1 protein-coding gene (cut by a window edge) is annotated in these 14,580 nt (G+C 67.3%); it reads right to left on the bottom strand.

Annotation, left to right across the window (positions count from 1 at the left end):
- On the bottom strand, window positions 1-14,580 hold the 5' portion of the coding sequence (locus OH491_RS07100; protein WP_342750933.1) for an autotransporter-associated beta strand repeat-containing protein. 18,162 nt of this gene lie to the left of the window's left edge; only the first 14,580 of its 32,742 coding nucleotides appear in the window; its start codon is at window positions 14,578-14,580; the stop codon falls past the left edge of the window.

Here is a 14,580-nt window from a genome sequence, read left to right as displayed (position 1 = left end):
GTCAACCGTGAACGTTTCACCCGCGCCCAGCGTGAAGTCGCCCTGTCCGGTCTCGCTGCCGCTGAACCACGCCAGTGTCCGGCCCAGCACATAGTCCCGCCCGTCCGCCGTCTTGAACGCGCCGCTGACGATGAAGTCCCGGCCGTCGTTGTCCAGCGCCGCGCCGGTCTTCGTTGAAAAATCGCCCGCGATGCCGCCGGTCGTGCGCAGGAGCAGGGTCGTCCCGCCGGCCAGCACTTGCGAGACGCTGGTCGCCGTCACGTTCAGCACCGCGCCGGTCACGTTCAAGGTCCCGCTCAAGGTCGCGTTTTGTGCGACAATGTAAGCGCTCGTCCGCGTGCTGTCGGTGATGCCCACCGTCAGCGTCGAGGCCGCGTTTTGCGAATAGGTGCCGCCCGCCGTCACCGTCCCGCTGTCGGTGACGGCCAGCGCGCCGGCGCCGCCGCTGCCGAGGATGAAATTGCTCGCGGTGGTGACCAGCGCGGTGCCGCTGATGGTGACACTGCCGCTGCCGGTCGTGCTGTTGCCAACGGTGATGTTGCCGCCCGCCGACACCGTGCCGAGGCCGCCGGCGATGAGCGCGCCATTGCCCCCGTCACCAACCAAAATAATGCTGTCGGAATCAACCCGCCCGCTGTCGCCGACGGTGACGCGGTTGTTGACGCCGTAATTGTTGGAACCGATGAGCAAGCCACTGCTGCCGGCGCGGACGCTGCCGCTGTCGGTGACGGCCAGCAGATTGCCGCCGCTGTAGTAGCCGATGTGGAGGTAGTTGGCGTCCAGCAGGCCGCTGCCGCTGACGGTGGTCAAGCCGTTGTTGGCTGACATTTCAAAGTTGGTGACATCAACCAGGCCGGTGCCGCTGATGGTGACGACGGACTGGTTGACGAAGTGGTTGCCCAGCAGGACGCCGCCCACGCTGACGGTGCCGCCGCTTTGAACATAGAATCCGTAACTGCCGCCGTTGGCGCTGGCGGTGCCGCCGGCGGCGACGTTCAGCACGCCGGTGTTGCGGACGGTGATGCGGTCCGTCGCTCTCCACACGCCGCTGACGTTGACCGTGCCGCCGTCCACAATGCCCGCCGCGTTGCTCCCCGTCCAGCCGGTGATGTCGAGCACGCCGCCGCTGACGGCGGTCGTGCCGGTGTAGGTGTTGCTCGCGCTCAGCGTCAGCGTGCCGGTGCCGAGTTTGGTGAGCGATTTGCCGTCCCAGCCGTTGTCATAACTGCCCGCGCCCAGCGTGTCGCTCAGCGCGATGTCCACGTTGAAACTGCTGCCGCTGCCGATGGTGAAGGCGCCGCCGCCGTTCGCCGCGTCCGCCAGCCAGCGCAGGCCGACGCCCAGCACGTAGCTGGTGCCGCTGGCGGTTTTGAACGCGCCGCCGTGCAAATAATCGGGCAGTGCGGCGTTGATGGCGTTGTTGGCCGTGCCGTTCACCGTGATGGTCGCAAATGTGCCGCTGATCACGCCGCCCGTCGCGGTCACCAGATATTGCAGCGCGCTGTTCGCCACCGCGCTGGCCGTCGCGTGGGTGCCGCTGATGCTCGCCGCGCCGTTCACCGCCAGCGTGCCGCCGACCGTCGCGGTGTTCGCGTAAACAAAGGCGTCGTTGGTGCCGCGCGCGATCACGCCGTTGCCGGAGGCGTCGAGCGTCAGCGTGGAGACCGCGTTTTGCGAATACACGCCACCCGCCGTCACGAGGCCGCTGCCGCTGACGGTCAGCGACGCGGTGCTGTCGCTGCCGTTGATGATGTCACCGGCGGCGGCGAACAATGCCGTGCCACCAACGGTGACAAAGGCGGCGTCTTGGTAAACGCCGAAGGTCGCGTTGCCGGCGGTGGTCAGGCTGCCGCTGTTCGTGAGCGTCAGCGTGCCGCTGCCTTCGTAGCCGCCGATGCGGAAGTCGCCGCCCAAATCCCACCAGCCGCTGCCGCTGATGGTGACCGTGCTGGCGCGCGGGCTGGCGGCGTCGGTATTGATGCCGCCCCAAGTGGCGGTGAGCACTTTGCCGCCGCCGGTGATGGCGAGCGTGCCGCTGCCGTAGTCACCGACTTGGAACACGGTGTTGGTCCAGACGCCCGCGACCTCGGCAACGCCGGCGCCGTCGTAGCCCATGGCGATGACATCATAGTTGCCGGCAACGGTGCCGCCCGCCGCGATGTTCAACCAGCCGGCGCCTTGGTCGCCGACGTTGAGGTATTGGCCGGCGAGCAACAGGCCGCCGCCGCTGACGCTGACCGTGCCGCTGGCGCCGGTTTGCTCACCGAGGTTAACATTGAAACCGGCGCCGGCCGTGCCGCCCGCCGCGACATTCAGCACGCCCGCGCCGGTGCCGCCAACGGTGAGATTGCCGAGCGAGCCGAGGTAGCCGCTGACGTTGACCGTGCCGCTGTCGGTGGCGTTCGCGCCGATGACAACTCGCGCTGTGCTGCCCGTCCAGCCGGTCACGTTCAACACGCCGCCGTTGACCGTCGTCGTGCCGCTGTAATTGTTGTTTGCGCTCAGCGTCAGCGTGCCGGTGCCGAGTTTGGTCAACGATTTGCCGTCCCAGCCGTTGTCATAACTCGCCGCGCCCAGCGTGTCGCTCAGCGCGATGTCCACGTTGAAACTGGAGCCGCTGCCGATGGTGAAGGCGCCGTTGCCGTTCGCCGCGTCGGCCAGCCAGCGCAGGCCAACGCCCAGCACGTAGCTGGTGCCGCTGGCGGTTTTGAACGCGCCGCCGTGCAAATAATCGGGCAGTGCGGCGTTGATGGCGTTGTTGGCCGTGCCGTTCACCGTGATGGTCGCAAATGTGCCGCTGATGGTGCCGCCGGTGGCGGTCACCAGATACTGCAACGCGCTGTTCGCCACCGCGCTGGCCGTCGCGTAGGTGCCGCTCATGTTCGCCGCGTTGCTCACCGCCAGCGTGCCGTCGAGTTGCGCCGCCGTGGCGGTGATGAAGGCGCCGCGCGAGTTGAGCGTGCCGGTGAGGGTGAGCGTCAGCGTGCTGTCGGTTTCCTGCGAATACGTGCCGCCCGCCGTCACCAGGCCGCTGCCGCTGATGCCCAGCGCCGCCGTGCCGCGCACCGTCATGGTGTCGCCAACGCTGACCAAACCGGTGTCGCTGACCGTCAGCGCCGCGCCTAACAGGTCGAAGTTGGCGCCGACCTCCAGCACGCCCGCGCCGCCGACCGAGCCGGTGACGACCTCGCCAGCGCCAGCGTCAGCCATCATCTCCAAATACCCGCCGATGGTGACGCGCCCGCTGCCGCCGACCGCGAGGGCGGTGGTGCCGCCGTAAGCGAGCAAACTGGCGTTCCAGTCCGTGACGAGCCGCGCCGTGTCGCTGACGGTGATGGTGAAGTTGCCGTAGTTATAGACCTGGACCGCGCCGAGCCGGACGCTGCCGCTGCCGGCCACGTTCAGGGCGAAGGTGCCGCTCACCCCGCCGTCGGTAAAGAGACCGTTGGCCGCCAGCAGGCTGCCGGCGCCGCCGACGGTGACCACAGCGTCAGCCCCGTCGCCGACCAGCAAGGCTGCCCCGATGCTGACGCCGCCGCTGCCGCTGACGGTCAGCGCGGCGGTGCCGGTGACGGCCAAATTTTCGGCCGCCGCCACCGAGCCGGTGTCTTGCACCAAGAGCACGCCGGTGCCGCTCTGGCCGACCGTGCCGATAGTGAAGTTCGTTGCGCTCCACACGCCGCTGCCGCTGACATTGACCGTGCCGCTGTTGATGATGCCGCGCGCGTTGCTGCCCGTCCAGCCGGTGATGGCGAGGACGCCGCCGTTGACGGTGGTGGTGCCGGTGTAGGTGTTGGTCGCGCTGAGGATGAGGGTGCCGGTGCCGAGCTTGGTCAGGGACTGGCCGTCCCAGTTTTGGGCGGGGTCGGCGGTTTGGTTGACCAGGCCGACGCCCGCCGCGCCGTGCAGGGCGGACAGGGCGTCCACTTCGAAGGTGCCGCTGGCGAGGTCAAACACGCCGTGCGAGTGGGTCGCCGAGGCATACCACGAGAGGATGGTGCCGACCCAGTAATCGGTGCCGCCGGTGATGTAGCCGCCGGTGTAAAGGTAGTTGCGCGGGCCACTGGCGGCGACGCCGCTGAGGGTGTCGAAGGTGCCGCTGACGGCGGCGGTGGTGTGGATGACGAGCTGGCTGTTGCTTAGGATCTGGCTGGCCCGGCCCGCGCCGTTGTCGCTGCCGGTGAAGTTGGCGACGGCGAGCGCGCCGGCGAGGGTGGCGCTGCGGGCGAAGAGGTAGGCATCGGCGTCGGCATGGGCGGCGGCGTCGATGGCGAGGACGGCGCCGGCGGATTGCGTGTAGGTTCCGCTGAGGACGCCGTTGGTGGCGGACCGGACGAGGCCGCTGCCGCTGATGGCGAGGGTGCCGCCGTGGTGCAGGATGTTGCCGCCGATGGTGTTGCCGGCCCAGAGGTCGAGCGCGCCGGCGCCGGTCTTGACGAGGCTGACGTTGTTGCCGGTGAGGATTTGGTCGCTGTTGGCGAGCCACGAGCCGGCGTCGCCGATTTGCGCGACCGCGCCGGCGGCGAGGTCGAAGAGCGCGCTGCCGCTGTTGACGTAGAGGAAGCCGCCGCCGCCGCCGTTCGCGGTGTTGCCCGTCGCCGTCAGCGTGCCGGAGGCGAGGTTCAGCCTGAAGTTGCCGCCGCTGTAAATCGCGCCGCCGTTGTCGTTGGCGGTGTTGCCGACGAAGGCGTAGGCGCCGCCGCTGGTCGCGCTGAGGGTGACGCCGCCGCCGCCGTAAAGCGCGCCGCCGTCGTCGCCCGCCCTGTTGGAGGCGAACAGGATGCCGCCGCTGGTGCCGCCGAGGGTGACGGCGCCGGCGCTGTAAAACGCGCCGCCGTCGCCGCTGGGGACGTTCGCCGCCGTGTTGGACACCACGCTGATGGCCCCGTAGCTGCCGCCGAGGGTGATGCTGCCGCTGCCCGCGGCGAACGCGCCGCCGGCGCTGCTGGCGTAGTTGCCACTGATGGCCAGCGTGCCGGCGGTCACGGTGTTTATCGTGATGCCGCTGCCGCTGTAAAACGCGCCGCCGGTGCCGGCGCGGGCGGTGTTCGAGGTGATGAGCAGGTCGCCGCCGTAGCTGCCGCCGAGGGTGATGCCGCCGTTGTTGCCCGTATAAACCGCGCCGCCGCTGCTGCCGGCGTAGTTGCCGCTGATGGCCAGCGTGCCGGCGGTCACGGTGTCCAGCGTGATGTTGCCGGTGCTCGCATAGAACGCGCCGCCGGCGCCGATGCCGCCACTGGCGGTGTTCGAGGTGATGGCGATTGCCCCGTGGGTGCCGCCGAGGGTGATGCCGCCGCTGCCCGCGTAGAACGCGCCGCCGACGCCGCCGGCGTAGTTGCCGCCGGTGTAGTTGCCGCCGATGGCCAGCGTGCCGGCGGTCACGGTGTTTATCGTGATGCCGTTGTAGCCGTAGAACGCGCCGCCGCCGAAGGCGCCGGCGCCGGTGGTGTTCGCGGTGATGGCGATGGCCCCGTAGCTGCCGCTGAGGGTGATGCTGCCGCTGATCGCGTAGAGCGCGCCGCCGTAACCATCGGCGTGGTTGCCGCTGACGGCCAGCGCGCCGGCGGTCACGGTGTTTATCGTGATGTTGCCGTTGCCCGCATAAAACGCGCTGCCGTTGATACCGGCGGTATTGGACACCACGCTAATCGCCCCGTAGCGGCCGCCGAGGGTGATGCCGCCGACGCCGCCGCTGTAAAACGCGCCGCCGCTGTAACCGGCGTAGTTGCCGCTGATGGCCAGCGTGCCGGCCACCGTCGCGCTGACGGTCACGGCGCCGCCGCTGTAAAACGCGCCGCCGCCGCTGACGGTGCCGCTGCCGGCGGCGGTGTTGGAGTTGATGAGCAGGTCGCCGCCGTGGCGGCCGCCGAGGGTGATGGCGCCGCTGTCGCTGTAAAACGCGCCGCCGCTGTTACCGGCGTAGTTGCCGCCGATGGCCAGCGTGCCGGCGGTCACGGTGTCCAGCGTGATGCCGCTGCTGGCGTAAAACGCGCCGCCGGTGCCGCTGGCGGCGGCGGTGTTGGAGGCGATGAGAATGCCGCCGTAACTGCCGCCGACGGTGATGGCGGAGCCGGAGTAAACCGCGCCGCCGGCGCCGTTGCCGGCGGTGTTGTTCGTGAACGCCAGCGCGCCCGCCGCCGTCGCGCTGAGGGTCACGGCGCCGGCGCTGTAAAGCGCGCCGCCGGCGCCGCTGGCCCTGTTGGAGGCGAACAGGATGCCGCCGTAGCGGCCGCCGAGGGTGATGGCGCCACCGCCCGCGTAAAACGCGCCGCCGCGGCTGCCGGCGGTGTTGTTGCTGATGGCCAGCGTGCCGGTGACGCTGTTGTTCAGCGTGATGCCCGTCGCCGCGTAGAACGCGCCGCCCTGAGTGTTGGCGCGGTTGCCGGTGATGGCGAGATCGCCCGCCGTGGTGGCGGTGACGTTGATTTGGTTCCCCGTGAAGAACGCGCCGCCGGCGCCGTCGCCGGCGCCGGCGGTGTTCGAGGTGATGGCGATTGCCCCATAGCTGCCGCCGAGGGTGATGCCGTCGCCCAGCGCAAAGAACGCGCCGCCGTAGTCGCCGGTGTTGTCGCTGATGACCAGCGCGCCGGCGACCTGGCTGTCCAGCACGATGGCGCCGCTCATGGTGAGAAACGCGCCGCCGTAGTCGACCGTCGTCCGGTTGGAGGAAATCAAAATGCCGCCGTAGCTGCCGCCGACGGTGATGCCGCCGTTCTGCACGAAGAACGCGCCGCCGTGGCCGGCGCCGGTGTTGCTGCTGATGACCAGCGTGCCGGTGACGCTGTTGTTCAGCGTGATGCCGCCGCCCGCGTAGAACGCGCCGCCCTGCCCGGCGCGGTTGCCGGCGGTGGCGCGGTTGCCGGTGATGGCGAGGTTGCCCGCCGTGGTGGCGGTGACGTTGATTCGGCTCCCCGCGTAGATCGCGCCGCCGATGCCGGCGGTGTTGCCGGTGAACGCCAGCGTGCCGGCGCTGCCGCCGAGGGTCAGCATCGAACTGCTGATCGCGCCGCCGCCGGCGGTGGTGCTGGTGGCGGTGTTGGAGGCGAACAGGACATCGCCGCCGCCGAGGTTCAGCGCGCCGGCGCCGTCGAAGTGGATGGCGCCGCCGGCGGCGGCGAGGTTGTTCACGAAGCTGATGTTGCCGCTGAGGCTGTAAGTGCCGCCCGCGCCCACAAACACCGCGCCGCCGGCGGCTTGCGTCCGGTCGGTGGCGGTGACGGTCAGCGTGCCGGCGCCGGCGGTGCTGGCGAGGTGGCCGGCGGCGCCGGCGGCGACTTGCTCGCGGGCGGCCAGGGTGCCGCTGGTGGCCAGGGTGCCGCCGGCGGCGGGGTTGTCGAACATGACCAGCGCGCTGCGGTTGACGGCGGCGGCGGCGTTGGCATTGGCGCCGACGGTGCTGCCGGCGACGAGGACGCCGCCGCGGATGAAGGTCGTGCCGGTGTAGGTGTTGCTGCCGCTGAGCGTGAGCGCGGCGCCGCCGGTTTTCACGAGGTGGCCGGCGCCGGCGAGGAGGCCGGCGTAGGTGGTGTCCGCGCTCTCGCGCACCGTCAGCGTGTTCGCGCCGAGGAGGGTCGTGCCGCTGCCGGTGAGGTTGTTGACGAGCTGGTCAAAGCCGCCGAGGGCGAAGACGCTGTTGTTCACCAGGGCGGCGCTGGTGGCGATGATGTTCGCCGTGCCGCCCAGCAAGGTGCCGCTGCTGAGGGTGGTCGTGCCGGTGTAGGTGTTGGCGGCGGCGAGCAGCAGCGTGCCGGCGCCGCTTTTCGCCAGGGAGCCGGCGCCGCCGAGCGTGCCGCTGATGGTGACGCGGTTGCTGTTCACCAGCCGGCTGGCGCCGATGAGGGTGTTGCCGGCGGCGCTGCTGAGCGTCAGCGCGCTGCCGGTGGTCGCGACCGTGCCGTTGAGGGTGAAGGCGTTGGCGAGGTTGCGGTTGCTGGCGCCGCTGTCGAGCGTGCCGCCGTTGAGGTTCACCCGCCCCGTGCCGAGGGCGAGGTCGTTGTTCGCCACCACCGTGCCGTCCAGCAGGGTGAAGCCGTCGGTGAAGGCGTTGTTGGTGTTGAACACCACCTTGCCGGGGCCGTCCTTGGTGATGGCGAGCGAGCGGCCCTCATCGGTGATTTGGGCGTCGAAGGTCAGCGTGCCCGTGCCGTAGTGCCCGATCGTCAGGTCGCTGTGCAGCTTCAGGACGTTGCCGATTTGCACGGAGTTGGCATCCGACATCTGGATATACACCGGGTTGGCGGCGTAGAGGGTGTCGTTTACCAACTGAAATTCGGCGCCTGTGAAACTGTAGTTCGCCGCCGAGCTGTCGAACACGAGGCCGCCGAGCTGGACGACCCCGGTCGCATTGATTGTCTTGCCGTTCAGGGCCGGGTCGAGGTTGCGAAACACCGCCACCAGGCCGGGGCCGTTCGGCGTGCCGTCGGGCTCCCAGTTCGCCCCCGCCGCGGTCTCCCAGAGGACGTTGCCGGCGCCGCCGTCCCACTCCGCGCCGACGCCCAGCGGGACCAGTTCATACTGGTCGGTCACCAGGCGGACGACGCGCGCGCCGGCCACGTAGGCGATGGCGGAGTTTTTATTGGCAAACTTGATGCCGCGCAACTGCGCCGAGGTGAAGGTCTGGCCCGCGTTCTGGGTGAAGCGGAACTGCGTGACGCCGCCGCCCACCGTCGGGTTGCCGTCCCAGTTGGTCACGTTTAGGAAGCCGCCCGCCCAGTCGCCGGTGATGTTGGCCAGCACCAGCGTGCCGAGGCCGCCGGTGAAGTCCACCGTCGTCGTGCCGGTCACGTTCAGCAGCGTCGAGGTCAGCGTGTGGCCGTTCAGCGCCAGGGTGCCGCCGCCGAGCGTCAACCGGCCGAGGTTGTTCAGCGTCGTGTTCGCGTCCAGGCCGAGCACGCCGCCCTCCACTTGCAGGTTCGCCGTGGTGATGTTGCCGCCGCCGAGCGTCAGCGTCCCGCTTTGCACGCGGAAGGTGCCGCCGGCGACGAGGTTGCCGCCGGTGAGGGTCACGTTGCCGCCGCCGTTTTTAACCAAGTCGCCCGGCGTGCGGAGGTAGCCGGTGGCGTTGCCGCTGATGGTGCTGCTCACGTCGGGGTTCAGGTAGGCGACGACGCTGTTGCCGCTGACGGCGCCGGATTGCTCGGTGACGTTAATGCTGGCGGTGTTCACCGCGTCATTGCCAACCAGCCCCAGATTATCGGCGAAAACCACACTGCCGGTGGAAATGAGTTCCAACACGCGGACAGAATAATTGCTGCCAAAGGTAAAATCACCCGCGCCGAGATAACTTTCCCCCGCGACGTATTTGCCGAGCGTGATGTTGCCGCCGCCGGCGTTTGCCACCAAGGTGCCCTGAAAGAGAGACGTCGTGCCGGTGTAGCTGCTGTTGCCGCTGTTCAATATCAGCGTCCCCGCGCCCGTCTTGGTAATCCCATACGTGCCGCTGAGGCTCAGGTTCCCGCCAAACGCGGCGGTGCCGGCGACGGTGATGGTTGTATTCATATACAGCGTCGCACCGGCGGCGGGATCGAGGGTCAGCAGGCCCGCGCTGCCGTCCAGTCCCATATTGTAATTGGCAAACTGCACAGCGTTGCGAATGGTGATTGGCCCGCCGTGGCTCGCCAGTGTTGCGGTTCGGGCGTTGCCATTGAATATCAGCGTCCCGCTGCCAATCGCGCGGTCGTCGGCCACCTGCAAGTTGAACCTCCATTGATCACTATTATTTCCACTGCCATTTCCAATCGAGGTATTCCCCGTATAAGTGTTCGCGCCCTCCAGCCGCATGGTCCCGCCGCCAATCAACCCCAGGCGGCCGGTGCCGCTGAGGGTGTTGCTGGCGGCGAGGACCAGCAAGTTGCCAATAGTGATGTAGCCGTTGCCGCCCAGCGCGGTGGTGGAGGTGCCGCTGTGCGCCAGCGTCAGCGTGCCGGAGACAGTGAAGCCGCCGTTGATGGCGACCTCGTTTTTGATGCTGCGCGCGCCACCCGCCGCGGCCACTACGCCGCCATAAACAGTCAGCGTGCCGGTGCCCAGCGCGGTGTCGCTGCCGATATTAAGTGTTGGCTGAGCCCACACGGTCACACCGCCGGCAAAGCTATTGTCACCATTAAGCGCGACCGTGAGGATGCCGCTGGCCAAAACCAATCCGCCGGGGCCTTCCAAGTCTTGGTTAAAATTAATGGTTGAAGTGGTTGAGACACCATTGACTGAATATCCCGCAAGGCTCCATTGCCCGGGCGCGACATAGCCGGGGGCGGAACTTTGAAAAGTCACGGTGGGGACACTCCCGCCACCGACGTCGCGACGGCCCACGAAAAGATTACCGGCAATGCGAAGGGAAGCGTCTATGACACTCGTCCTGTCCCCATTGGCATCGCCGGGCGCGATGGCATACCACATGCCCGGCGTGCCGTCGCCGATGGTCAGCGACTGGATGCTGCCGGCGGCGTCCGTGCCATTGTAAGAGCCGCTGCCAAACACACTGCCGTTGGCCCCCAGCCAGATAGCCCGCTGGCCCGCGCCGACGCCCGCGCCATCAATACTGGCCGCCGTGCTGCCGACCAGCAGGAACCCGCCGGTAAAATCACTGGTGCTGGTGCCGGACGCATTGGCGGTGCCAAGCACCGTGGTGCCCGAGGTGTTGTATATAATCCCGCCGCTGCCGGTGACATGGCTGGTCAAATACAACAAATTCGCGCTGTTTTGCCTGATCTCCAAATCACTGTCCAGTTTCAGGCTGGCGCTGAGGGTGCCGGTGTGGAGGCCCTGGTTGGACAGCAGCGCGTGGCTGCCGCTGTTGTTGAAGGTCAGCAAGCCGCCGCCGTTGCCGATGGTGAAGATTTGCGCGCCCGCGCTCTCCAAGTATAACTTCCCGATGGTCGCGTTCGCGTCCACGACGATGGTGTTGTTGTTCAACAAACCGTCCAGGTCACGGACGGCGGCGATTCTGCCAACCGCGTTTGGCACGCCGTTAATCCAGTTGCCGCCGTTGCTCCACAAGCGGTCGGTGTCCACGCCGGTGCCGCGCGCGCCGGCCCACTCGCTGAGCGGGTCGCCGGTGGGGGCGAGGAAGTATACATTGGTGCCGCTGATGGAGGTTTGCCCAAACGTCGCGCCCTGCTCGTAACCGGTGAACGCGATATTGCCCAGCCGCCAGGCGTTGCCTCCGCCGAAAGCCATGGTGCTGGTGAAATACACAAAGGTGTCGTAATAATCCGTCACGCCGTCGCTTTTCGTCCACACGCCGCTGTCGTTGGCGAGGCTGAGTTGGAAGGCGGTGCCCGACCAGGTGCCGCCGGTGCCGTCGCCGTTGAACCACAGCGCGGAATGGTTCAGCAGCAGGAAGCCCGCGTTGCCCTCCATTCTGAGGTTGTGGAAACGGTTGGTGCCGGTGTCGAGTTGCAGCAGGCCGCCGCTCATGATCAGCGTCGGCTGATCGGGGCCCAAGCGCGGGCGGATGAAGTTGTCCCCGGTGATTTCAAAGACGCCGTTGCCCACCGACAGTATGTCCATGTTGGCGATGGTGTTCAGTCTGGTGGTCCCCGCGCCGCTCTTGGCCACGGTGCCGAGGCCGGTGATGCCGCCGGCCATGGTGGAGGAAATGGTCTGCGTGATGCCCGTGTCGGGACTGACGCCGAGATTGACGTAACCGACCTGGAACGGCGTGTTGATGGTGACATCACGGTTGGCGGACAAGGCCATCCCATTGATGCCAGCCGTCCATACGGCATCCTCGGTGATGGTCAGCGCGCCGCCATTAAAAGTCAGGGAAGAACCGTTTTCCGCCCTCACCGTGCCGCTGAACGTGGTGGCGCCAGCGCCGCTGCTGGCGAAGCCGCCGATGAAGGTGGAGTTGTTGGTCAGCAGGCCGCGCACATGGATGGCGTGGCCGTTGTTGTTCACTTGCACGAAGCCCCCGTCAATGGTGATGCTGCCGGAGCCGAGGTAATTGTTGCCGGGGGCAAGTTCGCCGATGACGAGGTCGCTGTGCAGGCTGGCAGTGATCGACCCGAGGCCAGTCTTGACGAGGCCGCCGGAAAACAGATTGCTGCCGCTGTGCATGTAAAAATGGCTGGTGTTGGTGTTTACCATCAATCCACCGCTGCCGACCAGGTTCGTTCCTTCGAGAAAACCACTGGTAGCGCCTGTATAATAGGCAAGAACATTGACCCTCCGGTCGGCATCCAACGCCACATCGCCGGCATTATTCACATAAACACTGGACATTGAGAAATCACCCGCGATGGCAAAACGCCCGTTGAACGTGGCGGTATCTGCACCGCCGTAGCCATGGTTCGTAAGCACGGAACCTTGGTTCATGACCACCACGCCGTTATGAGTGAACGTTGAAGTGCCACTCCCCGTACCAATACCCAATGTGCTATTGACGTTGATGGTGCCGGTGAAAAGCGGAGCGTCAACCAGGGCCATGCCGCTACCGTTCACTTCAACGTTGGCGGCACTGTTCAAGCCACCAAAAATGACGCCAGCGCTGCGATACTGATATTGCTGCATGGCGGCACCCGTTGTATTGATGACCAAGTCGTTGTTCAAAACCGCCCCTGAGTCGAATATCACCGAACCCGGGCCGCTGATGATGGACGCCGCCCGGCCAAAACTGCCCGTGCCGCTGACACCGCTGTCAAAAACCAGTGTGCCGTTTTGGATGCGGACGAATAACGAAGGATGAAGCCCGCCAGTCGCCCTGTTGCTTTGCAAATGCCCGATGGTCACAGTCTGACCTTGCAGGTTGTTGAATCTACCTGACACCACGGCATTGGCATCAATAATCACCTTGCTGCCCGCGCCATTGGGAACATCGACATCCCAAGTGGCGAAATCAAACCAGTTGCCCGGATTTATCAGCGTGGTGGTCAGGAAATCAGACGGCGCAAGGACGCCGCCGCCGATGTCCACCGCGCCGGGCGCGTAGCCGCGGAACCAGATTTTGGAGAGGTCGGCGCCGCCGGTGGATTTGACGATATTGCCGTTGGCGGCAATGAGGCCGTCGCCGGGATGGGAAGCGGGATTGCCCGTCCAATTATAAATGGAGAGATAATTTTGCCCCAGCGAATTGGCCGCCGCCGCCGATGCCGCGAGGCCGCCGATGGTCAGCGTCGCCGGGGTGCTGCCGTTGAACCACAAGCCCAGCCGCGCGTCGCCGGCGAGGTTGATGGCGGCAAAGGTCTGGTCGTGGCCGTTCAAATAGATATTGCTGACGGCATTGGCATTGAGGTTCAGCGCGCTGGCGCCGAGCTGGTTGGTTAACCCAAGCTGGGTGAGGTTGGTCACCGTCAGCAGGTTGGTGAACGGCGCATTGGTGCCGCTGTAGGTCAGGCCGGCGAGCAGGTCGAGCGTCGCCTGCCCGAGGCTGATCGTGCCGCTGCCGCTGGTGATGATGAGTTCGCCGGCCCGGAAGGTGCCGCTGTCGGTGAAGGCCAGGGCGTTGTGGCCCGTTTTTTGCACGGTGCCGAGGTAGCCGTCCATCGCCGCGCCGTTCAGGGTGACGCTGATGCTGTTGTTGGCGCTGGCGGCGGCGCCGGTGCTGAACACGAGGTCGGGCGCGCCGGTGATGACGCCGCCGGCGTAGTTGAAATCCGCGCGTTCGAGCAGCAGCGTGCCGGAGGTCGCGCCGCCGCCGGCGAGGGTGCCGCCGGTCATGCGGAAGGCGAACTGGTTGCGGTAATCATTTTCCGTGAGCCGCACCAGGCCGCCGTCCGCCACCGTCAGCGCGCCGGCTTGCAACCCGACAAACTGGCCGGCGCCCGCGCCGCTGGAGTTGATGTTCAGCACCGCGCCGCCGCCGACGGTGACATCGCCCGCGCCGAGGTTGTTGTTGTCCGCCGAGACCGCGCCGATGACGATGCCCGCCGCCGCCGCGTTGCGCACCGTCGCCGCCATCGTGCCGCCGGTGAGCGCCAGCCCGCCGGTGAAGGTGTTGTTGATGTTGGTCAGGTAAAACAGGCCGGCGCCCGACTTGGCAATGCCGCCCGTGCCGGAGACCGAGCCGCTGATGGTGACGGTGGAATTAGGCTCGACGCCGACGATGCTGAGCGTGCCGGCGCCGAGATTGACCGCGCCGGCGAGGGTGAGCGTGGAAAGGTAGGAGGCGGTGTCCTGCACGGCGGTGATTCGCAGGTCGTTGCCGAGGTTTACGATGCTGTTGATGATCACGCGGTTCGACCCGTGGAAGTTAATCAGCGAAGGGCCGCCGGTGGAGAAGAAGTTGAGCGAGCCCGCGCCGTCGGGGGCAAACGTCGTCGTGTGGTAGGCGGCGTCCGTGCCGTTGACCGTCAGCGAGCCGAGGGTGGCGGTGACGTTGACGGTGACGGTGCGGTCCCCCACCAGCCCGGTGCTGACGACCGTGACGTTGGCGCCGGGCGCGTTGGGCGCGCCGGCGGGGTTCCAGTTGGCCGCGTCGCCCCAGTCGCCGGCGCCGCTGCCCGACCACGAGGAATTTTGCGCGCGGGCGCCGCCCGCCAGCAGCAGGAAAACGAATGCGGCGGCGGTGGCGGCGGCGGCGTGGCGGTGGAAAGCGAATGCGGCGGCGGCGCGGCGGTGGTGCTGAATGGTTCTGAGGTTCAT

The sequence above is a fragment of the Termitidicoccus mucosus genome, assembly GCF_038725785.1.
Taxonomy (GTDB): domain Bacteria; phylum Verrucomicrobiota; class Verrucomicrobiia; order Opitutales; family Opitutaceae; genus Termitidicoccus; species Termitidicoccus mucosus.
Note: the sequence above shows the minus strand (reverse complement) of the source record. Positions and strands in the feature narration are given on the sequence as shown.